The organism is Dialister sp. i34-0019-2H8 (assembly GCF_042846925.1).
Taxonomy (GTDB): domain Bacteria; phylum Bacillota; class Negativicutes; order Veillonellales; family Dialisteraceae; genus Dialister.
In genome coordinates, this window is record NZ_BAABYQ010000001.1 from 1,846,246 (window position 1) to 1,873,156 (window position 26,911).

General features: G+C 52.9%; 20 protein-coding genes and 2 tRNA genes. 4 read left to right on the plus strand and 18 right to left on the minus strand.

Features of this window, described 5'->3' with window-relative positions; genetic code table 11:
• Positions 1–259: 259 nt before the first annotated feature.
• On the minus strand, positions 260–1,504 hold the full coding sequence (locus ACGG9R_RS07985; protein ID WP_390153676.1) for a M20 family metallopeptidase: 1,245 nt from the start codon (positions 1,502–1,504) through the stop codon (positions 260–262).
• A gap of 136 nt (positions 1,505–1,640) precedes the next feature.
• Between ACGG9R_RS07985 and ACGG9R_RS07990 the strand changes: the two genes are divergently transcribed.
• Positions 1,641–1,835, plus strand: coding sequence for a hypothetical protein (locus ACGG9R_RS07990; RefSeq protein ID WP_390153679.1), 195 nt, complete (start codon positions 1,641–1,643; stop codon positions 1,833–1,835).
• A gap of 102 nt (positions 1,836–1,937) precedes the next feature.
• Here the strand turns inward: ACGG9R_RS07990 and ACGG9R_RS07995 are convergent, their stop codons facing one another.
• The 5 genes from ACGG9R_RS07995 to surE form a co-directional block, all read right to left on the minus strand.
• Positions 1,938–2,867: a carbohydrate kinase gene (locus ACGG9R_RS07995; protein WP_390153682.1), complete on the minus strand. Its 930-nt coding sequence runs from the start codon at positions 2,865–2,867 to the stop codon at positions 1,938–1,940.
• A 281-nt stretch (positions 2,868–3,148) separates the two neighbouring features.
• Positions 3,149–3,234: transfer RNA gene (locus ACGG9R_RS08000), tRNA-Leu, on the minus strand.
• 223 nt (positions 3,235–3,457) lie between these two features.
• Positions 3,458–6,247 (minus strand): heavy metal translocating P-type ATPase, encoded by a 2,790-nt coding sequence (locus ACGG9R_RS08005; RefSeq protein WP_390153685.1) that lies wholly within the window; start codon positions 6,245–6,247, stop codon positions 3,458–3,460.
• Positions 6,248–6,514: 267 nt separating this feature from the next.
• Positions 6,515–6,829 carry a metal-sensing transcriptional repressor gene (locus tag ACGG9R_RS08010; protein WP_390153688.1) on the minus strand — a complete coding sequence of 105 codons (315 nt, stop codon included), beginning with the start codon at positions 6,827–6,829 and terminating at the stop codon, positions 6,515–6,517.
• A 795-nt stretch (positions 6,830–7,624) separates the two neighbouring features.
• Positions 7,625–8,413, minus strand: coding sequence for a 5'/3'-nucleotidase SurE (gene surE / locus ACGG9R_RS08015; protein WP_390153691.1), 789 nt, complete (start codon positions 8,411–8,413; stop codon positions 7,625–7,627).
• Positions 8,414–8,940: 527 nt separating this feature from the next.
• Between surE and ACGG9R_RS08020 the strand changes: the two genes are divergently transcribed.
• Complete coding sequence (locus tag ACGG9R_RS08020; RefSeq protein ID WP_390153694.1) at positions 8,941–9,894, plus strand: DUF1858 domain-containing protein; 954 nt, start codon at positions 8,941–8,943, stop codon at positions 9,892–9,894.
• Positions 9,895–10,267: 373 nt separating this feature from the next.
• Here ACGG9R_RS08020 and ACGG9R_RS08025 read toward each other — a convergent pair whose 3' ends face one another.
• The 3 genes from ACGG9R_RS08025 to ACGG9R_RS08035 form a co-directional block, all read right to left on the minus strand.
• Positions 10,268–10,885 (minus strand): ECF transporter S component, encoded by a 618-nt coding sequence (locus tag ACGG9R_RS08025; RefSeq protein WP_390153697.1) that lies wholly within the window; start codon positions 10,883–10,885, stop codon positions 10,268–10,270.
• Between the two features lie 310 nt (positions 10,886–11,195).
• On the minus strand, positions 11,196–11,627 hold the full coding sequence (locus ACGG9R_RS08030; RefSeq protein WP_390153700.1) for an EamA family transporter: 432 nt from the start codon (positions 11,625–11,627) through the stop codon (positions 11,196–11,198).
• A gap of 11 nt (positions 11,628–11,638) precedes the next feature.
• A complete protein-coding gene (locus tag ACGG9R_RS08035) occupies positions 11,639–12,064 on the minus strand; it encodes a hypothetical protein (protein WP_390153703.1) in 426 nt (141 codons plus the stop codon).
• Positions 12,065–12,449: 385 nt separating this feature from the next.
• Here ACGG9R_RS08035 and ACGG9R_RS08040 point away from each other — a divergent pair, with 385 nt between their 5' ends.
• Entirely contained in the window at positions 12,450–13,607 is a 1,158-nt protein-coding gene (locus ACGG9R_RS08040) for an MFS transporter (protein ID WP_390153706.1), read from the plus strand.
• A gap of 112 nt (positions 13,608–13,719) precedes the next feature.
• Here ACGG9R_RS08040 and ACGG9R_RS08045 read toward each other — a convergent pair whose 3' ends face one another.
• The 7 genes from ACGG9R_RS08045 to ACGG9R_RS08075 form a co-directional block, all read right to left on the minus strand.
• On the minus strand, positions 13,720–14,823 hold the full coding sequence (locus ACGG9R_RS08045) for an SLC13 family permease (protein WP_390153708.1): 1,104 nt from the start codon (positions 14,821–14,823) through the stop codon (positions 13,720–13,722).
• A gap of 459 nt (positions 14,824–15,282) precedes the next feature.
• Complete coding sequence (gene mcrC, locus ACGG9R_RS08050; protein WP_390153711.1) at positions 15,283–16,350, minus strand: 5-methylcytosine-specific restriction endonuclease system specificity protein McrC; 1,068 nt, start codon at positions 16,348–16,350, stop codon at positions 15,283–15,285.
• Entirely contained in the window at positions 16,347–18,242 is a 1,896-nt protein-coding gene (locus tag ACGG9R_RS08055; RefSeq protein WP_390153714.1) for an AAA family ATPase, read from the minus strand. The genes mcrC and ACGG9R_RS08055 overlap by 4 nt, the downstream gene beginning before the upstream one ends.
• A 715-nt stretch (positions 18,243–18,957) precedes the next feature.
• A complete protein-coding gene (gene guaA / locus ACGG9R_RS08060) occupies positions 18,958–20,496 on the minus strand; it encodes a glutamine-hydrolyzing GMP synthase (RefSeq protein WP_390153717.1) in 1,539 nt (512 codons plus the stop codon).
• A 307-nt stretch (positions 20,497–20,803) separates the two neighbouring features.
• Positions 20,804–21,355 carry a phosphoribosyltransferase family protein gene (locus ACGG9R_RS08065; protein WP_390153720.1) on the minus strand — a complete coding sequence of 184 codons (552 nt, stop codon included), beginning with the start codon at positions 21,353–21,355 and terminating at the stop codon, positions 20,804–20,806.
• Positions 21,356–21,618: 263 nt separating this feature from the next.
• Positions 21,619–22,284 (minus strand): hypothetical protein, encoded by a 666-nt coding sequence (locus ACGG9R_RS08070; RefSeq protein ID WP_390153723.1) that lies wholly within the window; start codon positions 22,282–22,284, stop codon positions 21,619–21,621.
• A gap of 287 nt (positions 22,285–22,571) precedes the next feature.
• Positions 22,572–23,699 (minus strand): metallophosphoesterase, encoded by a 1,128-nt coding sequence (locus tag ACGG9R_RS08075; RefSeq protein ID WP_390153726.1) that lies wholly within the window; start codon positions 23,697–23,699, stop codon positions 22,572–22,574.
• A 497-nt stretch (positions 23,700–24,196) separates the two neighbouring features.
• Between ACGG9R_RS08075 and ACGG9R_RS08080 the strand changes: the two genes are divergently transcribed.
• Positions 24,197–24,288 (plus strand) — tRNA-Ser (locus ACGG9R_RS08080).
• Between the two features lie 1,322 nt (positions 24,289–25,610).
• On the opposite strand, the gene ACGG9R_RS08085 is transcribed toward ACGG9R_RS08080, so the two are convergent.
• The gene (locus ACGG9R_RS08085; RefSeq protein ID WP_390153729.1) at positions 25,611–25,832 is read right to left on the minus strand and encodes a hypothetical protein; all 222 of its coding nucleotides are present in this window, start codon (positions 25,830–25,832) and stop codon (positions 25,611–25,613) included.
• Position 25,833: 1 nt separating this feature from the next.
• Positions 25,834–26,754, minus strand: coding sequence for a ComEC/Rec2 family competence protein (locus ACGG9R_RS08090; protein WP_390153732.1), 921 nt, complete (start codon positions 26,752–26,754; stop codon positions 25,834–25,836).
• Between the last annotated feature and the right edge of the window lie 157 nt (positions 26,755–26,911).

Below are 26,911 nucleotides of genomic sequence, written 5' to 3' on the forward strand. Positions count from 1 at the left end.
TTTCACACATACATCGTTTATCGGACTGCAAGAAAGATTTCTCGCTACGCTCGAAATGACGATACGAGAGAGTCTGATGTCTCTCAGTCACCCGTGACTAGTCACTCGAGGCTCCTAATCCCTAGCCACTAATCCCTAATCCCTGCTTTCAAACTTTTGTCATGTAACATGCGTATTGTCCCCCCTTTCCTCCGGAAAGGGGCTCTCCGTGCACGTTCTCCGATCCTGAAACCTGTCAACCTGAACCCAACAACCTTATCTATTCCGCTCTCTCCAGCATGAGCTTCAGATCCTCCTTATGGAAGGACTTGATCTCCGGTTTCTCTTCAAGCATGGCGAGGATATAGGCGAGTGCCGCTTCGACGCCGACCTTGAGGCCGCTCTCATCGATATCAAATTCCGGCGTATGGTGGTTCGCTCCGGTGCCCAGCGCTTCATTTTTCACGCCGGTGAAAGTGAAGATGCCCGGGTAGGTGGACTCGGTGATGGCAAAGGTCTCCGAAGCCATCCATGGATCGGTGTCTTCCATGACATCACCCACACGCTCGGCGATGGCTTTCCGCGCCAAGTCTACACACTCTTTATTATTGGCCGTGACAGGGAAGTACTGGTCTTCCATGATCTCTGCCGTGCAGCCGTAGTTGTCGCAGATGTCCTTGAGCAGCTTCCAGAAATCCTCACGGAAGGAAAGCCCGTCTTCATTCACAAAGCAGCGCGCTGTACCGGCGAAAGTGAGCTCGTCAGGGATGACATTCGGCGTGTCACCCGCCTGCACCATACCGAAGGAATAGGTGAGGCAGTTTCTCGGACTGACCTTCCGCATGCGGTAAGACTGAAGCGCCATGTAGAAAGTATTGAAGCAGTCGATCGGGCTGACGGCAAGGCTCGGCATGGAGCCATGTCCGCTCTTGCCATGGATCTTTACACGGTAGAAGAAGGCACCTGCCAGTACACCATCATACATGACCGCGACCTTGCCCGCAGGCAGGCAGTACATCATATGCGTACCATAGCAGGCATCCACATGGATCTTCTTCTCGTCCAGATAGGACAGCAGATGACCGACACCACGCTCTCCCATTTCCTCTGCTTCTTCGAACATGAGAAGTACCTTGCCTTCCCATTCATCCTTGTGTGCTGCAAGGATCTTCGCCGCGGTGAGGAGCATCGCCGTGTGACCGTCATGCCCGCAGGCATGAGAAACGCCGTGATTCTTCGAGAGGCACACCTTTTCGCATGCCAGATTCTTCGGATTCTCTTCGATCGGCAGCGCATCGATATCTGCTCGCATCAGGACCGTCCAGCCATCCTTCCCGCTGTCGATCATGCCAAAGATACCGCCTCGCGGTACACGGACCGTAGAGATCCCCCAGCCATGGAGTGTTTCTTCGATGAAGTCCATGGTCTGGAATTCCTGCTGCGACAGCTCCGGATTTTCATGGAAATGACGACGAAGAGAAATGAGAAAGCTCTCCTCGGCTTCGACTGTTTTCTTTATATCCATTATGATCAGCTCCTTGTAGGGAAACACTGATTCAATCATTGTCAGATTGAATCAGCGTTTCCATAGATCATCGGCAGATATTCTGCCGCATGTCTTTCGTTATACATGTCTTTCATTATAGAAAGGGGAAAGATACGTGTCAAATGATATGGGAAAAAGATTCAAGGGGTTCAACGGGGATGGTGCGGCGCATAAAAATCAGAAGCGCCGCGGAGTATCAATAGTGGCAATGCTCGAAGGTTTCTTTGAGAACAGGTTTCCCGTTTTGAGCTTTCCAAACATCGACTGCCTGACCGCGAATGACAAAGATTTCTCGCTTCGCTCGAAATGACGATACGAGAGCATCAGCAGACGCTCGAGACTCCTAATTTCCAATCCCTAGTCACTAGTCCCAGTCACTCCTAATCCCTAGCTACTAGTCCCCAGTCACTAGTCACTCCAATTCTTCCAATCGAGGCATCGAAGGGATCGCACCGGCTCTGGTCGTCGAAAGGCTGGCCGCACGGTTTGCAAAGGTAAGGATGTCTTCCAAGCGCTCCTGCGAAAGACGGCTGAGATCTTCGCGGCAAAGCTTGGAAAGGGCCGCACCGAAGAACGTGTCTCCCGCACCATTCGTATCGACGACTTTCGCAGGGAAGCCATGGACGCGGCCGGTCAAATGCCCGAGCCGGTAGAAGCAGCCTGCCTCTCCGAGCGTCACAAGGATGAGGGGAATGCCCTTCTCCATCAGGCGCCGGCTCCCTTCCTCCCAGTCCTCCGAGCCAGAAAGGAGCGGAAGCTCTTCTTCGGACACCTTGAGAATATCCACGAGCGGCAGCGGCTGGCGCATCACGATGATCGCCTCCCGCGGATCGTCCCAGAGACGGGCGCGGTAGTTCGGATCATAGGTGATGACCGCGCCATAGGATCTTGCGCGGCGGATGGCAGAGAGCAAACTGCCGCGGGCCGGCTCCGCCGTCAGAGACACCGAGCCGAAATGCACCATGTGTGCCTGTTTCAGGAGAAAATCCTGGATCTCCTCCTCCATGAGCATGGTATCCGCATGGGATCTCCGATAAAACGTGAAGCTCCGTTCCCCGTTTGCATCGACAGAGACGACGGCAAGGCTCGTCGGGTGCATGGCATCGACGGCAAGCGCAGACACGTCGACGCCATCCTTTTTGAGAACGTCCGTCAGGTAACGCCCGAAGGCATCATCCCCGACCTTGCCGATGAAGGCCGTCCTCGCCCCGAGCCGGAATGCCGCGACAGACAGATTGGCCGGCGCGCCGCCCGGATTTGCCGCATAGAGCGGCACGCCCTTTGCATTCACCCCGGTCTGCGTGAGGTCGATCAGTATTTCTCCGATGGATAAGATGTCCATGATACGTTCCTTTCGAGAAAATGGTTGGCAAGGATTAGTAGCTAGTAGCTAGTGACTGGTGACTGGTGACTAAATGCCACTTTCGGGCATCGCCATTTTTTATAGTCCGCGGCGCTTCTATATTCTTATGCGCCGCACCACCATTTCGCATTTCTCATTTCTAATTTCTCATTCGATCAGAGCTTTCACTCACCATCAATGGGCAGTACGCCCGTGGGCTAACCATTGCACCTATTCCAATCAAAAATCCGAACCCTTCCTCCAGAAAGGTTCGGATCATTTGGTGCCGGAGGCGGGACTTGAACCCGCACGATGTCGCCATCGCCAGATTTTGAGTCTGGTGCGTCTGCCATTCCGCCACTCCGGCATATCGATAGTATGTATTGTAGCATACCTATCGACATGCCGTCAATGACAAGTAAGCAGTCAGTGGATTTCTGATCCGGCCATCGTCAGCTCGCAGTGCTGCATTTTCATACGACCGGAGAGAAGCCCCCTGAAATGGCAAGTATGAGGATCCCCATGCCATGCTCACGCCTAGCCCCTGACTTTGGAAAAAGGAGAGCACACTCTGCCGCACACGTCCCGGGTTATTTTTCGATCCCTTTGAAGGTGTAGTCCTTATCTTCGACCGCTTTCCGGATGTCTGCGTCGGGGATTTCTTTGGAAAGTGTCAGGATCGCCGTGCCCTTCTCGTGAGAGACGTCTGCCTTTTCCACGCCGCTCAGCGCTTCCAGTGCTGCCTTCACCGCCTTTTCGCAGTGACCGCACATCATGCCTTCGATTTTGACTGTTTCTTTCATTTCGTTTTCCTCCTTTGGAAATTGAATCGATCTATATGTATAGTCTGCTGCTTCCAGAACCTTCCTGAGGTCGGCTTCCTGGGGCAGCAGTGTGTAGCTGATGGTCGCCTTCCCTGTCTTGGCATCGGCTTTCAGACAGGTCACGGAGGGGAGAGTCTCCAATGCTTTCTTCACATGCGCTTCGCAGTTCTCACACATCATGCCCTCGACATGGATAATGGCGCAGCCGGGGCTTCCCTCCTTCACGGGAGTGACTTCTTTTTCCTTGGTGCCCACGCGATGCCTGAGAGGCTTGTCATGAGATGCATCATGGATATTCACACGGCCGAGACGGAGCGCATTCAGGCACACGCTGAGACTGGAAAGCGACATCGCTGCCGCCGCCCACATAGGCTCTAAGGAGATCCCCGGATACAGCCCCGCTGCCATGGGGATCAAAAGCGCATTGTAGGCGAAAGCCCAGAAGAGATTCTCGTGGATATTTCGCAGTGTCTTTCTTGAAAGGCGGATGGCTGCCGTCGCGTCCGTCAGGCGCGAATTCATGAGTACCACATCGGCGGAGTCGATCGCGACGTCAGTCCCGTGTCCGATCGCCATACCGACGTCGGCACGTGTGAGAGCAGGCGCGTCATTGATGCCGTCGCCGATCATGAGGACATGCCCGCGCTCTGCCAGCTTCCTGACAACCGCTTCCTTCCCTTCCGGAAGGACCCCCGATAGGATGGTATCGACGCCGGCTGCCTCTCCGATGGCACGAGCCGTCTTTTCATTGTCTCCCGTCAGCATGACGACCTCGATGCCCATCGCATGCAACTCCTGCACGGCCTTGGCCGAATCCTTCCGGAGAACATCTGCGACAGCGATGAGCCCGAGAAGTATACCGTCCTTCATAAAAAGAAGCGGCGTCTTCCCTTCTTCGGAGAGTGCGTCCGCACGGGCGCGAAGAGAGGTCGTATCTGTCAGAGACGTGATGTAGGCAAGGGAACCGCCAAAGAGCGTTTTCCCCTGCTCTTTGCCTGTGAGACCCTTTCCCGGAAGGATGAGAAGATCCGTGATCTCTTCTGCTTTGATCCCTCTCTCTTCCGCAAGATCGGCGATGGCGCGTGCGAGCGGATGCTCCGATCTCCGTTCCAGCGCATACGCTGCCTGAAGAAGCTCCTCCTCCGAAACACCGTCCTTGGGTACGATGTCTGTCACGCGGGGGGCGCCCTCGGTGAGCGTCCCTGTCTTATCGAGCGCCGCGATCTCTATACGACCCGTCATTTCCATCGCTTCACTCGTCTTGAAAAGGATGCCATTCTTCGCGCCCAGACCATTTCCTACCATGATCGCGACCGGCGTGGCAAGTCCCAGCGCACAGGGGCAGGAGATCACGAGAACGGTGATGGCATAGGTCAGGGCCTCCTGCGCGCTGCTTCCCCATACCAGATGCGCTGCGAAGACGAGGGCAGCGATGCCAATGACCGCAGGCACAAAGACGGCGGAGACCTTGTCTGCCATACGGGCGATCGGTGCTTTCGTCGCAGCCGCCTCACTCACCATGCGGATGATCTGCGCAAAGGATGTATCCTCACCCACGCGCGTCGCTTTCGCCTGGATGTATCCATTCGTATTGATCGAGGCCGCACGCACGGCATCGCCGATCCCCTTGTCGACCGGCACCGACTCGCCCGTCAACGCCGCCTCATCAAGCGCTGCCGTCCCCGACAGGATCTCTCCATCGACAGGGACCGCTTCGCCCGGCTTCACCAGAAAGATATCCCCCACTCTGACCTCGCTCACCGGGAGACGGATCTCCTCTCCGTTTCGGAGGAGCAGCGCCTCCTTCGGCGCCATCCTCATGAGCGACTTCAGCGCATCCGTCGTGCGCCCCTTTGAGAGAGCCTCCAGAAGCTTGCCCACGGTGATGAGTGCGGGGATCATCGCAGCAGACTCGAAGTAGAGCTGATCATGGTAGAGCGGCATGATATTCATGTTCGACACATCATTTGTGATGAGCCATGTCATTCGGTAGAAGATGTAGAGTGACCAGAGGAAGGAGATCCCCGATCCCATCGCGACCAGCACATCCATATTCGGAGCGCCCTGCGAGAGCGAGCGGATACCGGAAATGAAAAAGTCACGATTGATCCCCAGCACAAAGAGCGCGAGCAGCATCTGCGAAAGCGCCAGCCCCAGATGGTTGTGATCCAAAAATGCAGGCACCGGCCAGGAAAGCATATTATGCCCCATCGTGATGTACATGAGAAGCGCCAGAAAAAGGATGGACCAGATGAGGCGCTTCATCAGCCGCGGCGTCTCGCGATCCTTCAGTGCTTCCTCTTCGGCAGAGATCAGCGGACTGCCTTTCGCCCTCGTATCTCCCATGGGTGAAGCTCCATAGCCTGCCTTCTCCACCGCACGCACCACGTCGTCCTCTCCGGCCGTCCCCTCGACGATCATTGAATTCGTCAAAAGAGCCACGGAGACCTTGGAAACGCCGGGCACTTTTTTCACCGCCCGCTCCACATGACCCTGACACGCCGCACACGTCATGCCGGTCACCAGATACTGTTTTTTATTTGTTTCGTGATCCACGATTCACCTCCAAGCTGCCACACCCTGTCAGCACCACGATCCGGGAAAGCGGTCAGCACACGGGTCGGCAGATCCTATGGGTCTTGCTGGAAAGGAGCGGCGAGAGCCTCGGCTGCGCTCTCCCTTTCCTTCCCCATCACCCTTTCTAAAAATCCAAGTCAACTATTCTGCTTCTTCCTATGAAAGGAAGCACCAGAAATCGGTCTGCCATTGATTTGCGCAAAGTCCGGCTTCCTCTCACTTCACGCGAAATGACGCCGCTCCTTTCTACTTCATCAATTTCTCCAGCATCGCGCAGAGCTCATCGACTTTATCCTCCTTGCCTTCACGAATATCTTCGGCAACGCAGCCGCGAATATGGGCCGCAAGAAGGAGCTTGTTGAAGCTGTTCAGCGCATTTGACACGGCAGAGACCTGCATCACGATGTCGGGACAGTAGGCATCATTCTCTACCAGCCTCTCGATCCCGCGGATCTGTCCCTCCATGGTCTTGAGCCGCGTCATCAGCCGTTTTCTTTCCCGCTCCGTTCGCTCCGTGTGACGGCAGCACTCGCAGGATGTGGTCGTTATTTTTTCAGTCATGACAGATGTCCTTTCGAAATAAAGTGAGAATGGTTCAAGTTGATGGGTTCATGGTTCAGGGTTGTAGTGGCGGCTTCGCCACGAGTATATGGGGCGATGCACGAAAGGCTTTTGATAACCGATTTCCCATTTGGGCTTTCCTATCATCGTCCATTTGCCCCGCGAACGAAAAAGATTTCTCGCTTGCGCTCGAAATGACGATACGAGAGAGTCACCAGTCACCAGTCACCAGTCACCAGTCACCAGTCACCAGTCACCAGTCACCAGTCACCAGTCACCAGTCACCAGTCACCAGTCACCAGTCACCAGTCACCAGTCACCAGTCACCCATAGACTACACCCCCCTGGGGTGTTCTGTCAATTGAAAAAATCAAGAGCCTGCAATGCACATGCTGGCTCTTTGAGAAAGGTGTAGGGTTAGCCCTTGGAGCGTACTGCCCCTTGATTACGATTGAAAGCCTCACTTGAATGAGAAATGCGAAATGGTGGTGCGGCACATAAAAATATAGAAGTGCCGTAGAGTATAGATGACGGCGATGCCCGAAGGTCTCTTGATGGCAGGCTTCCCGTTTGGGGCTCCACACATCGACCACTAAGCCGCGAATGACAAAGATTTCTCGCTGCGCTCGAAATGACGATACGGGAGTCTGATGTCTCCTAGTCTCTTAGTCACCATTCACTCGAAACTCCTAATCCCTAGCCACTCATCCCTGCTTTCAAACATCCATCGCTTATCGGTCTGCAAGGAAGATTTCTCGCTCCGCTCGAAATGACGATACGGGCGCCCGATGTCTCCTAGTCTCCATTCACTCGCGAAGCCTCAGCCTCGGGCACGATTTTCATGGCCTCATCCATCTTCCCCGCATCCGTCTGATCCCAAGTGATCGGCGTCAGGGTCGGATAGCCGCGGTGTGCCCAGTATACATCCGTCTCCGGATCTTCGCAGGAGAGCGCCTTGCCGGAGAGCCAGAAGCCCAGATGACCGGACGGATCTCTCATTTCCCGGATCGCATTGTCATAGTGCTGCAGGCCGAGGCGTTTCACCTTGAGCTGCGCGAAGGAGAGATGTTCAGCAGGCTTGGGCATATTGAGATTCAGGATGCCGCGATAGTTCTTCTCGATGAAATATCGCTTCACAACATCCAAGGCAAAGTCTGATGCCTTTTCCAGAAAAGCCTCCTCCTTTGTCGTCTCCGCAGAGAGCGCAATAGACGGTATCCCGGCGAAGATGCCCTCGAGCGCACCGCCGACGGTCCCGCTGTAAATGCAGTCGCTTCCTGTGTTGTAGCCATTGTTGATCCCAGAGACGATGAGATCCGGCATATCGCTCTTGAGCCAGTGGCAGAGTGCGAGCTTCGCACAGTCTGCCGTCGTCCCGCTGCAGGCGAGCACAGTGATGTTCTCCCCATAGCTTTCCTTGTACCACAGGCGCAGATATGTCTGCAGCGACAGGGAGGAGGAGCAGGAGCTCCGTCCCTTATCCGGCGCGATCACCGTCACGCGCCCGAGCGTCGCCAGCTTCTTCGCCATGGCGACAATGCCCGGTGCTTCATATCCATCATCATTCGTCAAAAAAATATGCATGCGATTGTCTCCTTAGTGTTTTTCGAGTATGTATTATGATAGCCCATAGGGCATGGTGCCCCTTGACCCTGAATGAAAGCTTTGCTTGAATGAGGAATGGTGGTGCGACGCGTAAAAATATGGAAGCGACACGAAATTTTTATAGTGCTTCGCGCCGTCGTCATCCCGAGCGCAGCCGAGGGATCTTTCTTGCACTGCGATCAGTATCACATAGGTACCGGCAGGAAAACGACGCCTTGGTGCTACGTATTTCTGCTTTCACACATCCTTCGTTTAGCGGTCTGCAAGGAAGATTTCTCGCTTCGCTCGAAATGACGATACGAGAGCCTCATGTCTCCCAGCCACCAGTCACCGCTTCCCCCATTGTACCAAAACTGACTCGCTAATAAAACATCTTTCCCATCGATTTCCTTCTATGCTATAATAGGATATTGTGAAAGCACAGAATATGTATGCTTACGAGCATATCATCAGCGTAGCATCCCAATGTATAGAAAATCTATGCTCTTTGAAAGGAGTTTGTTTACATGACCGCAGATAACTTGACCTTTTCCATTGAAATCGATTTCATTCCGGATATTCAGGACGGCCGCGCCGAGCTGAAAAAGAACATGAAGAGCGTCTCCGAGAAATTTGACGGCACCTACATCCTCGATCCGAAAGCCCGCCCGATCATCTCCGGGCTTTCCAAGGATGACGTAGAGGGCGCGCTGAAGGAGCTCGGTCTCCTTGCCTTCGGCACCTGGCCGGCATGCATCCTGACCGCCACCATCGTCTCCCCGCTCCCGATCCGTGCAGTCGGCATGTCGGACGGCTGGGACATCTACACCGGCAAGAAGACCTTCTTCGCCTTTGCACAGTTCCCGGCCGATGCCCTCTCTATCATGGTGAAAGCCTGCACCTACTATCTGGAACATGAGTCCTACCAGTCTCTGGAAGAATTCATTGATGCCATGGGCTATGAAGCCTTCCGCGATACCGTCCTCGGAAACACCACAGCGGGAAATGATGCCGGAAATGACTACTACGGCTCTTCCTGGGGCGCCCCCGACGTACCGCCGCTCAAAGAAGGCGACTTCGTACGTCCGGAAAACAACATCATGCAGATCATCGAAGTATACCCGGAAATGGGACCTTTCCTCATGGAATACGGCATGTCCTGCGTCGGCTGCTTCGTCTCCTATGATGAAAACCTCTGGCAGGCTGCTCAGGGCCACGGCATCGACGTCTTTGAGATCATCGGTGAGATGAACGAATTCATCGCGGATAAATACAAGAAGCCGCTCCTCACCGAAGACACGCCGATGGAGACCATCCTCACCCTTTACCCGCAGCTCCTTCCCGTCTTCCAGAAGAAATCCATCGCCATGCCACAGGATATGAAAACCACCATCGGCACTCTCTGTAAAGAAGCAAACGCAGATGCCAAAGAGCTCATCGCTCTCTGCGATGAAAGACTGCGTGGGAAGGAAGAAGCGTAGTTTTTGGAATTAGGGATCAGGGATTGGGAGTGACTGGGGACTAAGGATTCCCCGTAGCGTCATCCCGAGCGCAGCCCTCGATCTTTACTGCACTGCAATAATCAGCACGTATGCACTGAGGAGAAACAACGTATTGGTGCTGTTTCACATCAGGCAATGAGCGTTCTGCCATAGAGATTTCTCGGCTACGCTCGAAATGACGACGGCGCGAAGCGTTATCAAAACTCCGCGGCGCTTTATAAATATGATGCGCCGCACCACCATTTCTAATTTCTAATTTCTAATTCAAAGGTCGCCCACCCTCGCGAGCTAAACCCGAACCATTTCAAAAGCCGGATGCACATTCCATGCATCCGGCTTTTTGCTTGCTTTCTTATTTCATTTTCCATCCTGCTTTTTTGAGTGCCATGACGATCGGCACCACGATGACACCGGAGACGAGAGCTTCCGGGATACCATTTGCAGTGACGATCCCCATGATCATCAGACCGACCGCTTCGACAGAGATTCCCTTCGCTGCGGCATACGGTGCGCCGACCAGCAGAAAGAAGGAGCCCAGGAAGAGCACCGTATTCGTGATCGCCCCGCCCACCGCTGAGATGCCGGCACGCAAATGCGCATTCCCCGGAATGTACTTATAAAGAAGCCACACCACGATCGGGATACAGATCCGCGGCACGATACAGATGAACGCATCAGCGATGACACTGTACTGCAGTGCGAACTGCATCATCAGGCTCGGCGCACGCAGCGTCTGAATGAAAGAAAAGAGCCCGAAAAGGAAACCGACCAGAATGCCGACCTTCGGCCCTGCGACGACCGTCCCGATGATGGTCGGGATGTGCAGGATCGTCGCATTCATCACGACGAGCGGGATGAATCCATAGCCTGTCAGTCCGAGAAAGATCGTGATCCCTGCGAGCAGCCCGGAAATCGTCAGCTCGCGAATACTCATAAAAGTCTGATTCTGATGGGGATTGTTTTGTTCCATACCTGTTCCTCCGTTCTTATTCTCCGTGAGATATAAGCCGTCAATAAAATACAGGCGCGAACGCGCTCTGCAGTCCAGCCCGCGCAAGCGATGCCAGCTAAAAGGCAGTGCGTTTTCTGCACCTGTAGTTATTATAATCTGTGTCCCCTATTTGTCAACGGGGATGGAAAATTGGAAGACTTGGAGACTTCCGTTCTCAGACCTCAGACTTCAGACATCTGAGCCCATGGGCAGCGCCTTTGCTTTTGTTATGAATATAGCTTGATTATACGGGTTTTGCAGGAATTGTGAGTCCCGCGTGATCAAAGTCTCATCCCATCACGATGCACAGGATCCCTGCAAGAGAAATCCCCACCCCGATGAGCTGGCGAAGAGTCAGCTTCTCTTTATAGATCAGAAATCCTGTCAGCATCAGCGCCGCTACGATGAGACTGTTCGACACGACGAAAGCCACATTCACCGCCCAGCCGGCCCGGTACATGAAGAGCGTCCCCATCTCGATGCCGACGATCGCGAGTCCCATCCCTATGGCAGAAAGATTCACGGAAAATGCGCCGCGCAAAAAGCTCTCCTTCCCCAAAGACTGAAAGAAGTAGATCACAAAGGAAACGACAGACGCTGCAAGATACGTCACCAAGAGAGAAGCCATAGGATCCCCGATATCGGAGACTTCCTTCATCCCCACCTGATATCCCACACTGGATGCGACAACGAGAAGAAGCGGCCACCAAGTCGAAAACATCTATTTTCTCCTTACCTTACAATACAAAACATGCCAAGACAGGTGAGTGCGACCCCAGCGAGCTTCATAAGCCCCATCGGTTCCGTGTAAATACAAGAACCGATGAAGAGCAGCAGCACAACAATGATCCCCGTGTACACGATAAATCCCACATTCATCGGCCAGCCCGCACGATACATGTAGATCGTCCCCACCTCCAGCCCTGCGATGGAGACCCCTGCGATGGCCGCCGGAAACGGCACAGCGGCAAGCGCCGCCATGAGATCTCCCGCCGGAGAAAGCACCTCGAAAAGCAGCACGCAGATCAAGGCACTCACCAGGTACGTCGCCCCCAGTGCCGCGAGCGGAGAGGCGGCGGACGACAGCTTCTTTGCGCAGATCTGGTATATCACATCAGCCACAACGATCAGAACGACAGGCCACCATAGAGCAAGCATGGAGATCCTCCTCTCAAAAAAAAGACGCTCCAGCCACTCTCTCCCGGCTGCGCCGTACCTACGGAGAATGACTGAAACGCCTGTCTGCTCCACCCGGTGGCGAAGCAGCGGTTTTGTTGCTATGTTATAGGAAATATAGCATGAGAGCCTTTCCCCTGTCAAGGAGATCACGCTCGGCCGGCATGTCTCGCGCAGATTGATGGCCCGCAGGACATCCCCCGGAAGCACATATCCGCACTGGCTCAAATCGCGCAGTGACGTATCGATCCCATATAGCTTTGAAATCAGTTTTACTATATACTTATAAGGTTATCATGGAAGGAAACATAGGCACGCACGAAGGATTCTGCATCATGCCAAGTCTGTGTTTCGACAAGGAGGTATTATGAGATTTTTCAGTTATCAGACCCTGCTCGCCGCATGCCATTTCTGCTCGGACATCAATCAGAGCGCACTGGCGGCGGTACTGCCCTTTTTGGTCGCGGCCTATCACTATGACTACGCAACCGCTGCTATGCTGGTGCTGTCCTCAAACATCATCGGTTCACTCATCCAGCCACTCTTAGGGACTCTCTCCGACAAGCACAACTGGCCCTGGATCATGCCGCTCGGTCTCTTCATGGCAGGCAGCGGCATCGCATTGACAGGCGTCACGTCAGATTTCTATCTGCTCTGCCTCTTCACGATGATCTCTGGCATCGGTGTCGCGATGTTTCACCCGCAGGGCGCGCTCATGGTCAACCGCGTCTCGACAGATGACAACCGCGGCATCAGTCTTTCGGTCTTTTCTTTTGGCGGCAATATGGGCTTCACCTTCGGCGCAGCGATCATCTCTGCATCGATCGCCTTTTTCGGCCTGCCGGGCACGCTCATTTTCTTTATCCCAGAGATCATCATCTGCGTGCTCCTTCTCGCTCTCTATCCCCGTCTGAAGGCCATCGGCGAGAGATCGATCTCCTCACACAAGAAACACGCCGTGACGGACGCACCGGACCAGTGGGGCTCCTTCTGTCGTCTCGGCGCCGTCGTTTTCGGCCGCTCTATCATGTACCTCGGGCTGAATACCTTCATCGTGCTTTACTTCATGAATCATTTCCATGAATCACAGAATTTCAGCAACCTGCTCCTCAGCGTATACTATGGCATCGGCGCGCTCTTCACACTGATCGGCGGAAAGCTGGGCGACAAGCATGGCTATCGCACCTTCGTCCGCTTCGGCTTCCTCCTCGCATTTCCTGCCGCGCTCATTCTCGCATGGACGGACAGCTCCATTCTCGGTATCCTCTGCCTCATCGTCCTCGGTGCGGCTCTGAATCTTACGTACAGCCCGATGGTCGTTCTAGGCCAGCAGTACCTGCCGAACCGTGTCGGCCTCGCCTCGGGCATCACGCTCGGCCTTGCCGTCAGCGTCGGTGGCATCACAGCGCCGCTCCTCGGAAAGGTCGGCGACATGTATGGTCTGGAGACGACCTTCTACGTGATCGCCCTGATCACTCTCATCCCGCTCATTTCTTCCTTCACCTTGCCCAAGCCAAAGAAATAGCGGCTGCCGGCTGTCCAGCGCAGTCGCATTTTCCCCTGACAGGCATACTAAAAAAGCCCGACCTCTCTATGAAAGAGGCGGGCTTTTTTAGCGTGTACGCCGATCTTCCTTCCTACTTTCCCCACAGCACTAGGTACGCCCCGATCAGAACGGCCAGAAAGCCCAAATTCGCCCCGGTAAAGACGAGAAAATAGGCACGGGCAAAGTGGAATCGCATCGAGAGATACGCCTTGAAGGAAATGAGACTCGCCATGGACGCGATGAGGGTACCGAGGCCTCCGATATTGACGCCTAGGAGAAGCGCGGTATAGTTTTCCGTGTACGGAGAGAGCATGACGGTCGCAGGGACATTGCTCACGACCTGCGAAAGGAAAAGAGAGATCCAGAATTCGTGTCCGGCAAGGAGCGCGGCCGGTTTCTCCTGAAGCCCTGGGATGTGCGTCAGATTTCCTACCGCGATGAAAAGCGCTAGGAAGAGCGCAAGCAGCTTGTAGTCGACCTCGCGAAAGGCCTTCCGGTCAAGGAGCGCACAAGCCGGGATGACGATCGCAAGGAGGAATGAAATCGGGAGGAGGCGAAGGACATTCAAAAGGCAGAGTGCAAAGAGAAGGAGCAGGAGCGCGATACGAAGACGCGGTATGCCTGTCGGCTTTGCGAAGCGGAGCAGGAGCGGCCGATCTTCCAGCGTATAGCTGGCAAGGAAGAGCAGGACGGCCGAGAGGACAGTGATGGGTGCGGTGATGGAGAGAAATTCGGCAAGCGGCAGATGGTAGTGGGCATAGATGAAAAGATTCTGCGGATTTCCGATGGGCGTCAGCATACTGCCCAGATTCGCCGCGATGGTCATCCATGTGAGGACAGGGATCACCAGGCGGAGGGCATGGGCCTCTTTGAAGAGAGAAATCGCAAGCGGCACGAAGATGATGAGTGAGAGGTCATTCGTGAATACCATGGAGGTAAAGAAGGAGAGAAAGAGGAATACCTGCCCCATCCGCCGGCTATTCATGGGCTTCTGAAAGAGATGGCAGAAAAGGCCGCTGAAGAATCCGGCGCGCCGAAGAGCCGCTACGATGGTCATGAGAGAAAAAAGGAGCGCCAGGAGCGGGAAATTGATACTCTCTCTCAGCGAGGAAAAGCTGACCTCCGAGAAACACGCCGTCACGAGCGCAAGGAGCGCCGCTGCAGCAAGATCGGGATTTCGTCTGATAAGGCTCATGGGTGGCTCCTTTCGAATGGGGACTTGGGACTGCTGCCTGATATTGTTCACTGGATATGAGACAACAAAGCTGTAACACGCTTCGAGTCAAAGTGAGGAGTGAGGAATTAGGAGTGAGGAGTGATGGAAGGGGCGCACAATTCATAGAGCGCCCCAATACCCCTCATAACAAAAAACAGGTCGTTCCGTATTTATATAAAATTCTGCAGCTCATTTCGTCATCCTAATCGGAGGAAAACGTCATATGTTAAACAGTAGTCACCCGGGAAACGCTGATTAAGGAAACACTGATTAAATCGTTGTCTGATTTTACTCTTACATTTTTATACATGGCTTCCTTAAATAGCTCGAACTGATGAGGGATGAACCGAGGGATCCAAGGGTTTGAAATTATGGATGCCAACCTCGTTTTACCCTCCATGATCTGAAAAGCAAAGGAAGCCGCGCGCGGCTTCCTTTCTATTTTCTTGCAGGGCAGGAGGGGAAATAGGTTTTCACTATCGCGTCCAGCGCGCCCGCGATTTCTTCGAAGGGGCGGCTGAGGTCGAGTGTCTTGACCTCGATCTGATTGCCATGCATCTGATAGATATGATCAGGTTGCAAGGCTTCGTCGGTACCTGCATAGAGAAGCATCCCCGATACACGCTGCCCTTCCTGCCGCTCATACGCCCGGTTTTTGACGTAGGTGAAAATCTGATACAAGTGCGCTGAGCGGAGTTTGTCCGTCTCATACCTTGACTGCAGAATATGCCTGTAGTACTTGGCATCTATAATCAGCACGCCGCCCCCCTGCTCCAGCTGCACATCGGTCTGCATCACCGGGAGAAGCGCACCATTTTCCTCATCGAGTGCCCAGGGAATTTGCGGCGCACCGGCAGAAAGCGCAGGAAAATGCCGCCGGTAGTAGGCGAGAATGAATTTCTCATACAAGTGGCTCATGCGCTGCGTATCCATCCATTTCCGCACATGGTATGTTCCCTGCTGGTCCGTCTGCAGCAGTCCTTCCATAATCATCTGGCAAATTGCAAGCAGCATGCGATAATTCTGCTGATTTCTCTGATAGCGAATCGTATTCCAGGAAATCGACGTATGGCGCAAAACATCCACCTGCGAGAAGAAGAGCATCTGCTTCTTGAGCGCTTTCCTGTACTTGGGCTCTACGCTTCCATGCCGGAGAAGCAGCATGACCGTTGTCTTGATGACTTGATTCAACAGATGGTTTTCTGAAAGTTCATCGAATACACAGAAGAGCCTGCGTTTTTTCCGTAGCAAGAGTCGCATGCTTTCCGGCATATCGATACGTCCGCGGACACCTGCCAACACCTCGCGCTTCTCTTCGTAAGAACGTGAAAGCCCCTGCTTGATCTGCCAGCTAATGCCCTTCGCAAGGATCGCCGCGAAAAAATTCTGCATGTCAGGGAAATCCTCTGCCGCCACCTTAGCATAGGACTTCGCCTCCAGCGTCTGGAATGCATAGGAGAGCATGTAATAGATATTTCGAATGAGGTGTCCGTGATCCTTTCTCATGCCAGGACCCCGCGCAACTCACTCTCCCACTTTGCCACCTGCGCCGGACTGTCAAACCAGTACTCTTCGAGCATCGGAAGAATGTCGTACTCTACAATCTCGCGCATCTGGCCGACCATCGAGTCCTTTAGATTTTCCAGTCCACAGAAATAGCTATGCCCGATACAGAAGCCCTTCCCCAGCGAGCTGTCGTTTTTTATTTCTTCGTTCAGCCGCTCGACCACCGCGATCAGCTTGTCAAACGTCTCATTTCCCAGCCTCTTCTGGTAGGCTTTGAACCCCTCTGTCTTAAAGCCGGGCTCCATCTCAATGAAGCTGAACCGCCGCCGAAGCGCATAGTCAATCATCGCTAGGCTGCGATCAGCGGTATTCATCATACCGATCACATATAGTTTTTTCGGCACAGTGAACGATTCTCCATTAGCGGAAAGCATCACAGGCTTTCCTCGATAGCCGTTTTCGATCAGCATCAGGAGCTCGCCAAAAATTTTGCTCATGTTCCCGCGATTGATTTCATCGATCAGGAAGAAATAATCTTCCTTCGGATGCTGCTGCGCCTTCTGACAGAATTCGTAGAAAACCCCAGGCGTTAGCACAAAACCATTCTCCGTCGGACGATACCCCATGATGAAATCTTCATAGGAATAGTTCTGGTGAAACTGGATCAGTGACACATGGGAAGTATCTTTCTTCCCAAGCATCGAATACGCCAACAGCTCGGCGGCAAACGTCTTCCCCACGCCCGGCGCCCCCTGCAGGATTATGTTTTTCTTCCGCTTCAGCACGGAAATCAGACGGTCATATTTGTCTTCACCCATGTAGACATCTTTAAGAAAATCCGTTTTCGTATAGGCAGCGTATGACTCATTCACACGCGACGCAGGATTCTCTTCACGAATCATATCCATCAGACAGTCGTACTCATTCTTACTGAGCTTAAAGAGCGTTCCCTGCGTCATATTGAAATATTCCATCGACTGCAGTTCTTTCGTGTCTCTAAATGCGGCAAAGTCAATCGGAGCTGATAGTCCCTCCAGCTTCTTAAAATAAATCTTTTCCCCATCCTGCGCCTGGCTAACCTCTAGTAAGGCCACGATTTTCTTCGACGGACTAGACTCATAACCGATCACACGATCCCCCGCCTTGGCATCGAGAAAATTCTGGTAAATACGCCTTTTGTGCCCATTGTCATTCACAAGCGTAAAAGCTTGTACTTCACCCACCGCCTGCGACGACATACTCCAAATTCTTGGATTCGCGGACAGAAACCAGTAGTTTGATTTTCCCGAAGAAACGATGGGCTCAGGCTCTGGGACAGTCGGTACTGGCGTGGAATTCACAAGATAACGACTGATATAGAAGCCGAAGTCAAACGTCAACGTCTTCAGCGCCGGATCCGGATAGCAGGTGTCTGTCAACTGCGACTGCAGCAGGCGCTTCATCTCATCGTCCTGACTCAGTTTAGCGCAAACCTCATCATAGATGCGATAGAAATTGCGGAGATTCTCCTCATAACGTCCTTTCACAAAATGGGCATCTCCACCAAGTTTTTGAATAGCGGCCTTGATTTCACCGTACTTATAGATGTAATACTTATCCGGATGGCGAAGCCATAAATACACGCTGATTGCATTTTCTGTCTGATAATGGTTCTTCGCTCCGCCCCCATATCTGTCCAACAGCGTGACCGATTTCTCTTTAAATGAAACGATTCTATCGATAACATCCTGCTTCTCGTCAAAGAGCTGGCGAAACATGTCTCGTACTTCTTCAGGAGCTGCTTGTGCAAAAACAACTATCATCTGTTTAGGATAGTTGTTACTAGCAGCAAGCAAGATAGACGTCTTAGACAGAGAAGCATCCAACATTCCCGCAAAATCTTCCGCTTCCATATCCCAATGATCCTGAAACCACTTCACCGCTTCCCATTTCCACTTCTCCCGCGGCCATTGTTTACGAACGAAATCCCGCTTATAGCATGCCAGCGCGTCTTGAAATTCAGCTTCATCGATCATAAGTTCCCTCCTCTTAGGACTGGATGGAAAAACTCTCTGTACTCCTCTTTGTATTCTACCACATTTGAAAGTGCAGATTCGTATTCCAAGACTGGCTCTGCCTAGGGAAATCAATGCTAGGCAAAAATTGATCTTGCTCCGTCCCCCCGCGCGTAGCTGAAGGATCTTTGTTGCAGCGGAAATCCGCGTCAGGTACGTTACTTTTTTGTATGAAACACCGTATTATACGCCAGTCAAGATAACAGGTTTCCCATTTTTAACTTTTCCCAGTCCTCCGTTATACCGCGAACAACAAAGATCCCTCCACTTCGGTCGGGATGACGATACGAGAATGCCGCTATCCCCCTATGCACATTCTGAATATGTTACGAAAACGAATCATCTTTTCCTTAACGGACATCGCCCTTTTCATCATACTGTGCGGAGTTAAATGCCTTTTTGTTAGAAAATCGTGCTCAGAAAGTGAAGGACTGCGCAGAAGGATTTCGGCGCAGCCGCCACCCCCCTTTCTCATTTCTAATTTCTCATTTCGCTCATCCAAAAATCCCGCCCTCCACAAGGGGGAGGCGGGACTTTTGATAATTATGATTTATTATTCCCACTCGATGGTGCTCGGTGGCTTGGAGGTGATGTCGTAGACGACGCGGTTTACGCCAGCGACTTCGTTGCAGATGCGACGGCTCATTTCGTCGAGCACTTCCCACGGGAAGCGGAAGTAGTCGGCGGTCATACCATCCGAGGAGGTGACGGCACGGATGCCTACGGTGTAGTCATAGGTTCTTTCATCGCCCTGGACGCCGACGGAACGGATCGCTGCCGGAAGGACGGCGAAGGACTGCCAGATGGTATTGTCGAGACCATGCTTATGGATGACATCTCTCACGATGAAGTCCGCACGGCGCAGGATATCGAGACGTTCCGGGGTGATGTCGCCGATGATACGGATGGCAAGGCCTGGTCCCGGGAATGGCTGACGATTGACGACTTCTTCCGGAAGGCCCAGCTGACGGCCGAGCTCGCGGACTTCGTCTTTAAAGAGTTCACGAAGCGGTTCGATGAGGGAGAATTTCATATCCTTCGGGAGACCGCCTACATTGTGATGGGACTTGATGGTAGAAGCGGTCGCGGTGCCGGATTCTACGACGTCCGGATAGAGGGTGCCCTGTACGAGGAATTTCACATCTTCGAGCTTGTTCGCTTCTTCCTGGAAGGTATGAATGAATTCTGCACCGATGGTCTTACGTTTCTTTTCCGGTTCGGTGACGCCTTCCAGAAGCGACATGAAGTGCTTGGATGCATCGATGTGTACCAGCTTCATGTTGAATTTGTTCGTAAAGGTATCGACGACCTGTTCTGCTTCGCCGAGACGCAGGAAGCCGTGGTCGACGAAAACGCAGGTCAGCTGATCGCCGATGGCTTTGTGTACGAGGACAGCTGCGACAGAGGAGTCGACGCCGCCGGAGAGGGCGCAGATGACATTGTGATTTCCGACTTTTTCACGGATATTTTCGACAGCGATGTCGATGTAGTTGCCCATGGACCAGCCGCCTTCACATTCGCAGATGTGGAAGAGGAAGTTCTTCAGCATGGTGGTGCCTTCCGGGGTGTGGACGACCTCCGGATGGAACTGGACAGCATAGAAACGGCGGGCTTCATCTGCCATCGCAGCAGTCGGGGTGAGGTCGGTGTGACCGGTGAGTCCGAAGCCGGCCGGCATCTCTGTGACTGCATCGCCATGGCTCATCCATACCGCTGTCTTTTCGGAGACGCCTTCGAAGAGTACGGAGCTGCCGTTTCTGTAGAAATCGGTGTGACCGTATTCATGTTTTTCAGGTTTAGAAACTTCGCCGCCCAAGGTCTTGGCCATGAGCTGCATGCCGTAGCAGATGCCGAGGATCGGCACGCCTGCTTTGAATACGTCCGGATCGATCTCCGGCGCATTTTCCGCATTGACGCTGGATGGGCCGCCGGAGAAAATGATCCCCTTCGGCTGCTGGGCTAAAATTTCTTTTGCGCTTTTGTTGTATGGCAGGATCTCGCAGTAGACACCGCACTCACGTACACGGCGTGCAATGAGCTGGGCGTACTGTCCGCCAAAGTCAACAATCATCACAATTTCCTGATGCTTCATCGTTTTCCTCCTGTAGGAAATGAATCTTGTGAATGGAATAATTCGTATTGTTTATTATAGCATAGATGAAGGGGGAGAAGGAAGGGTATAAGGGTTCGGGGTTCAGGGTTCGGGGTTTGCCCCTCGGGCGTGGTTCCCTTTGATTACATGCGAAAGAGGTTCAGCGGGTTCAGCGGGTTCAACAGGTTTAGAAGGTTCAACGGTGGTGGTACGGCGCATAAAAATATGGAAGCGCCGCGGAGGTTTGAAACTAGCGGTTTTCTCGTATCGCAAACCTAATCCCTAGCCACTAATTCCTAGCTACCAGTCACTCCGCCTCAAAGAGCGGGAGCGGCGCGAGGAAAATGATATCCTCTCTTTTGGCAGCATCGCCTTCCGCGAGAATGGCTGCTTCCCCGATAACCTGTCCGCCTGCTTTTTCCGTGATCTCTTTCATCGCTTTCATGGAGCCGCCGGTGCTGATGACATCATCGACAAGGAGGACCTTCCTGCCGCGGATGAGATCGACATCGTCCTGCGAAAGGTAGAGACGCTGCTTGCCCATGGTCGTGATGGATTCATCCTCGACGCAGATCGGATTCTCCATATAGGCCTTCACACTTTTACGTGCGACGATGTATTTCTTCATGCCAAGCGCACGCGCCATCTCATGGGCGAGCGGGATGCCCTTCGTTTCCGCGGTGAGGATGATATCCGTCCCCTCGGGGACCTTCTTCGCCAATTCCTCTGCGGTGCGGGTGACGATCTCTGTATCGCCCAGTATGACAAAGCCTGCGATGGCAAGGGTGTCGGAAATATTCAGGATCGGCAGCTGGCGCGTGCATCCAGCGACATGCAGTTCATAGTATCTTTTAGCCATAATGATTCCTTCTTTTGTTATTTATGTGATTGATTGTTTGGAAATAAGATCAAAGTTTAAGGGTTCGGGGTTCAGGGTTAGCCCCTCGAGCGTGGTACCCTTTGATTACATGCGAAAGGGTTCAGCGGGTTCTTTGGGTTCAAAGGGGTTGGTGCGGCGCATAAAAATCAGAAGCGCCGCGGAGGTTTGAAACTGGCGGTTTTCTCGTATCGCAAACCTAATCCCCAGCCACTAATCCCTAGCTACCAGTCACCAGTCACTAGTCACTTTTCCCCTTCGCCCTTCACGATCTCCACCTGAGGGGCTTCTGTGATGGTGACGGTCACCTCTCCATGCGGCGCGGGCAGGGGGGTGGTGCGGACAACGGACTTCCCTTTCGCCGGGCGAGCCGCCTTTGGGTCAGCAGCTTTGGGCGTCTGTCCGAAAGAAGCCGGGAGTGCATTGGCAGGCACGATGGAGCCCGGATCGCCTTCCTGTGCTGTTGCGAGCTTCTCGATCTGACTCATGTAGGTATCGCGGCGATCTTCATTTCCCATTTCCTCACGCACGAAGTAGACAGAGAGCGCAGAGGGATCTTCTGTGCCGGAGGCGACCTCCTGCCAGCGATCATCCGTGCGAAGCACCCATGCCTTGCCGTCCTCTGCGTAGCGGACATGCAGGAAGCCCGTCCTGACAGACTTGCCCTCCGCGAGTTCAAAAATCTTCACACGCACAGCCAGTCCGTCATTGAATACGCCTTCGATGGTCATGGAGGTGAGGTCCATGAAGAGCCCCGTCTTGCCGTCATTGTAAATGCCGCCCGTATTCTGTATCATGGGCTGCGTCTGGTCGCCATTCAGATAAAAGGGCTCGAAAGCGAAGACCGGATCTGCCGTGTAAAGGAAGAGGGCTGCGCCCAGAGCCGTCACGATCTTTTCCCATTTTTTCATAGTTTCATCTCCTTTGGTATGGTACATTTCCTATGCCTTATTTTACTATAGAGAGAAAGAAGTGGCTAGGGAAACGCTGATTAAATCGCAGAGCCGGATTTCATATGGATTTTTATATATAGCTTCGTCATCATCTTCCTTAAATAGCTCGCTATTCGCGTCAGATGATTCCTTGCTCTGTATAAAAATCCAAGATTGAAATCAGACAACGATTGAATCAGTGTTTCCCTAGACGCATGATAAAAAGGTGCGCCCATTCAGATCCTGATGCGCCGCACCTTCATGTCTCATTTTTCAGTTTTCCTGTGCAGCGTAAATACAGCAAGCTCCCTGTCGCAGGAAAAGCGGAAGGGGAACCAGCTCGCATCCCCGCGCGAGACATAGCCTTGATGCATGCCATCGCTGTACATACCGCGTGTATAGCGGAAGGGGGTAATGATCGGCCGACCGAAAAGACCGAACTGTGTCCCATGCGTATGCCCTGTGAGCGTCAGGAAGGCGCCTCTTTCAAAACCAAGGTCGATGAAATCGGAATGGTGCGCGAGCAGGATCGACGGTGCGCCCTCGGGAATGTCCCGATAGGCGAAGTCCATCATATCCTGCATCTCAAGCGACCGCGCCGCCCCGCGGCTCCACGGGTAATCCACCCCCGCCACGTAGAGCGCCGCGCCTCCGCGCCGGATCACGGTACTTTCATTCTCCAAAAGCTCGACCCGCGTCCGGAGAAGCTCACTGCGGATGAGATCCTTGCCGCGATAGTACTCATGATTTCCCCAGGCATAGAGAATGCCATCGGGAAAAGCCTCCTGCCATTCGTCTAAGATATCCGCCGTTTCCTTCATATGGCGCACATCATCGATAAGATCCCCCGTGAAAAAGACCGCCTCTGCCCCTTCTGCCTTTGCACGCGCCATCTCACGCGGAAGATCCGTATAGCGGAAGTAGGGACCGATGTGCGTATCTGTCATCTGTGCGAAGCGATACCCCTCCAAGGCCTCTGGCAGATCCTTCACATAGATATCGTGATGCTCCGTCACCTCCCGATGATTTCCATCATAGGCTCCGTAAACGCCGATCCCAAGTGATGCGAGAAGCCCCAGTGCGCCCAAAAGCTTCGCAGCACGCCGAAGGGCTTTCACCAGACTCAAAAGCGAAAGCGGAACGAGGAGAAAGAGCGCTATGATCTCCGCCACCATGAATCCTGTCATCCCATACGCCAGATAGAGCGACCAAAGTCCAAGCCCATCATACCCCTTGGCATACCAGAGGAAATACGCGCCTGCTGCCCCGCCAAGGAGTGCCATCGCAAGTGCATAGAAATAGAAACGCCTCCGGCGGAAAAGCAGCGCAAAAAGCGCGCCGTCGATAAGGCCAAGAACAGAAAAGAGGAGAAGGATCATAGTTTCGAAATGCATAATGGCTCCTTTGAGAGAACAGTTTTAGGGGATAAGTGGCTAGGGATTAGGGATTAGGAGTGACTGGTGACTGGTGACTGGTGACTAGGGACTAGAGACTAGAGACTAGAGACTAGAGACTAGGAAACTGGAAGACATCAGACTCCCGTATCGTCATTTCGAGCGCAAGCGAGAAATCTTTGTCATTCGCGGCCCAGCGGTCGATGTTTGGAAATCCGAAACGGGAAACCTGCTCTGAAAGAAACCTTCGGGCATCGCCCTATTTATACTTCGCGGCGCTTTATTATTTTTCGCGCCGCACCACCATTCCTAATTCCTCATTCGAGCAGAGCTTTCATACACAATCAAAGAACGGCACGTCCCACGGCCCCCTGAACCCTGAACCCTGAACCCTGAACCCATTATCCTTGATTCCTCCCTCTTTGTCAAAATGACTTCTTAAAAAATTCTTGACAATCCCCTGCCTCATATGGTATTATCTCTAAAGTCAGCTATGTGGAGTGATACTCAAGTGGCTGAAGAGGACGGTTTGCTAAATCGTTAGACCGGTTATACCGGTGCGGGAGTTCGAATCTCCCTCACTCCGCCACAGGAACGGATCTCGTCAGAGATCCGTTCTTTTATTTTTACAGAAAAAAAGAAAAGGCGATGTGAAATAACGATCATCTCATTTTCGCGTTCCATCTGCCGCGGGGGACTTGCAGCTCTCATAGGAGTGACCGGGAAACCTTATCCCAGCTGTCTTTCATACCATAGTCACCCTATCCGCCCCTGCGGGCACCTTCCCCTAGAGGGGAAGGCTGCGATACGAGAATACCATCTTCTAAAAAAAGGCAGCGAAGCCACCACGAGAGCCTTGAACCCTGAACCCTGAACCAAATGAAAGCAAAGTAAAAAGGAGCTGTGAAGAAATGAGAATTTATTTCTTCACAGCTCCTTTGGCATACAGTGATTTTCCGAGCGGGTCAAAAAGCCGCCTGTACAAGTTCTCTCTTAGTCTGTGCCATAAAAAACCTCCTGATATAAGAATCATCACTTCCAACATGTGATACGTCTTATAATAGAAGGAAATCAAAAAATGTAAAGAGAAAAATAAAAAAAGGCAGGGTTCAGGGTTAGCCCTTGGGGCGTGCTGCCCTTCGATTGTTCGCGAAAGAGGAGAGCGGGTTCTGTAGGTTCTACGGGTAGGGCGGGGAAGGTGCGGCGCTTTTCGTCATCCTGAGCGGAGAAAAAAGCTGTATGTTAGGGAAACGCTTATCTGAATAATGGCAGCTGAGTCGAAGGATCTCAGGAAACGCTGATTAAATCGCAGAATCAGATTTTACAAGAATTTTTATACATGACTTCGTCATAGCCTTCCTTAAATAGCTCGCTATTCGCGTCAGGTTATTCCTCGCCATGTATAAAAATTCAAGAGTAAAATCTGACAACGATTTAATCAGTGTTTCCCTAAGCGCCGCGGAGTTTTGATGGCGTTTCGCGACGTCGTCATTTCGAGCGCAAGCGAGAAATCTCTATGGCAGAACGCTCATTGCCTGATGTGAGACAGCACCAAGACATCGTTTTTCCTAGGCGCATACACGCTGATTCCCGCAGTGCAGTAAAGATCCCTCGGCTGCGCTCGGGGTAACGATGCCGGAGAATCCAAGTCACCAGTCACTGCTAATCCCCAGTCCCCAGTCCCTAATCCCTAGCCACTTATCCCTGCTTTCAAACTTACGGCGCTTTTGATTTGTGCGCCGCACCACAAACCTGAACCCGTCAACCTGAAGTTTGAAAGCAGGGATTAGGGATTAGTAGCTAGGGATTAGGAACCTCGAGTGACTGGTGACTGGTGACTGAAATGCCAGCGCATGGCATCGCCCCATATATACTCACAGCGAAGCCGTCACCTTCATTCCCCATTCCTCATTAGCCGCCCCCATTCATCCTTTTGATTTCAGCCAGCAGGTCCTCCGCTTCTTGGAGCGAAGCGGCTTCCCTGTCTTTATTTTCTACAAGGTTCATATCGATCGCCATGCCTTCGTGGAGATCCTCAAACCAGGCGGCAGGCAGCCGGATCTCCTCTTCCTCTTCCGTCAGGAAGACCGCCATCTTCTCCTCGATGCGGTCCAGTATCAGTTCCTTTTTCATCTTAGCGCTCCTTTGTGATCTTGTAGCCGTCGCCCGTGGTGGTCAGGGTCAGCGTGCCGTCACGGTCGGTACGGTAAATGTGAACCTTGGCTTTTTCAAGCTTCGCCACGGTCGTCTTATGCGGATGTCCATAGTCATTGTTCAGTCCGCAGGAAATGAAAGCCTCCTTCGGTGAGACAGCCCGCAAAAAGTCCGGAGACGTCGATGTGCGGCTGCCGTGATGACCGACCTTCAGCACATCGCTCTTGAGCGTCCCCCGGTCAGCGAGGATGGATGCTTCCTCCTCTTTTTCTGCATCGCCGGTGAACATCATGGAGAAATTGCCATAAGAGAGCCTGCCGACGATGGAATTGTTATTGAAATCCGAATTTCCCTTCTGGTCCTTAATGACCTTGACCGGCCCGAGCACCTTGTAGCTGACGCCATCGAAGAAGGTAAGTGCATCGCCCGCTTTCAGTGCCTTATAAGGGATCTGGTTCGCCTTGATGGCTTTCAGATAATTCTTGTAAGACGCCGTGCCGGCCGGCATGCCGTCATCATAGATGGCTTCGACCTTGAAATTTTTGAAAATGGCCTGCATCCCGCCCAGATGATCGGCATGCGGATGCGTGATCACGACCTTGGAGAGACTCTTCACGTGATACTTTTTGAGCAGTGCCACGATGGTATCACGGTGCTCGATGTCTCCGCTGTCGATCAGAACGAATTTTCCATCCTTCTCTAGCAGGCAGGCATCGCCCTGTCCGATATCGAGCATACGTACCGTGAGAGCCTTCCCGCTCTTCGCCTCACTGCTCTTTGCCTTCGAAGCCGCAGAGGACGAAGCTGCCGCGCCACCGCCGCAGCCCGCTGCCGCCAGTCCGACCGTAAGCGTGAGTACGATGGCCAGAAGGTATTTCCAGATCTGTTTGATGGATAACATATAAGTCTCCTTTTGTAAAATAGGTGCAAATAGTTCGGGGTTAGCCCGTGGGGCGTGCCGTCCCTTGATTGCGTGCAAAAGAGGTTCATCGGGTTCTATAGGTTCAAAAAGGGGTGGTGCGGCGCATAAAAATCAAAAGCGCCGCAAAGGTTTGAAA

Bases quoted from the DNA above. Each gene is read 5' to 3' on its own strand.
- mcrC (WP_390153711.1), bottom strand. From the start codon at position 16,350: ATGAGAAAGGATCACGGACACCTCATTCGAAATATCTATTACATGCTC.
- ACGG9R_RS08090 (WP_390153732.1), bottom strand. From the start codon at position 26,754: ATGTTATCCATCAAACAGATCTGGAAATACCTTCTGGCCATCGTACTC.
- guaA (WP_390153717.1), bottom strand. From the start codon at position 20,496: ATGAAGCATCAGGAAATTGTGATGATTGTTGACTTTGGCGGACAGTAC.
- ACGG9R_RS08045 (WP_390153708.1), bottom strand. From the start codon at position 14,823: ATGAGCCTTATCAGACGAAATCCCGATCTTGCTGCAGCGGCGCTCCTT.
- ACGG9R_RS08030 (WP_390153700.1), bottom strand. From the start codon at position 11,627: ATGTTTTCGACTTGGTGGCCGCTTCTTCTCGTTGTCGCATCCAGTGTG.
- ACGG9R_RS08085 (WP_390153729.1), bottom strand. From the start codon at position 25,832: ATGAAAAAGGAACTGATACTGGACCGCATCGAGGAGAAGATGGCGGTC.
- ACGG9R_RS08055 (WP_390153714.1), bottom strand. From the start codon at position 18,242: ATGGAAGCGGAAGATTTTGCGGGAATGTTGGATGCTTCTCTGTCTAAG.
- ACGG9R_RS08075 (WP_390153726.1), bottom strand. From the start codon at position 23,699: ATGCATTTCGAAACTATGATCCTTCTCCTCTTTTCTGTTCTTGGCCTT.
- ACGG9R_RS08010 (WP_390153688.1), bottom strand. From the start codon at position 6,829: ATGACTGAAAAAATAACGACCACATCCTGCGAGTGCTGCCGTCACACG.
- ACGG9R_RS08035 (WP_390153703.1), bottom strand. From the start codon at position 12,064: ATGCTTGCTCTATGGTGGCCTGTCGTTCTGATCGTTGTGGCTGATGTG.
- surE (WP_390153691.1), bottom strand. From the start codon at position 8,413: ATGCATATTTTTTTGACGAATGATGATGGATATGAAGCACCGGGCATT.
- ACGG9R_RS07985 (WP_390153676.1), bottom strand. From the start codon at position 1,504: ATGGATATAAAGAAAACAGTCGAAGCCGAGGAGAGCTTTCTCATTTCT.
- ACGG9R_RS08070 (WP_390153723.1), bottom strand. From the start codon at position 22,284: ATGAAAAAATGGGAAAAGATCGTGACGGCTCTGGGCGCAGCCCTCTTC.
- ACGG9R_RS08040 (WP_390153706.1), top strand. From the start codon at position 12,450: ATGAGATTTTTCAGTTATCAGACCCTGCTCGCCGCATGCCATTTCTGC.
- ACGG9R_RS07995 (WP_390153682.1), bottom strand. From the start codon at position 2,867: ATGGACATCTTATCCATCGGAGAAATACTGATCGACCTCACGCAGACC.
- ACGG9R_RS08020 (WP_390153694.1), top strand. From the start codon at position 8,941: ATGACCGCAGATAACTTGACCTTTTCCATTGAAATCGATTTCATTCCG.
- ACGG9R_RS08025 (WP_390153697.1), bottom strand. From the start codon at position 10,885: ATGGAACAAAACAATCCCCATCAGAATCAGACTTTTATGAGTATTCGC.
- ACGG9R_RS08065 (WP_390153720.1), bottom strand. From the start codon at position 21,355: ATGGCTAAAAGATACTATGAACTGCATGTCGCTGGATGCACGCGCCAG.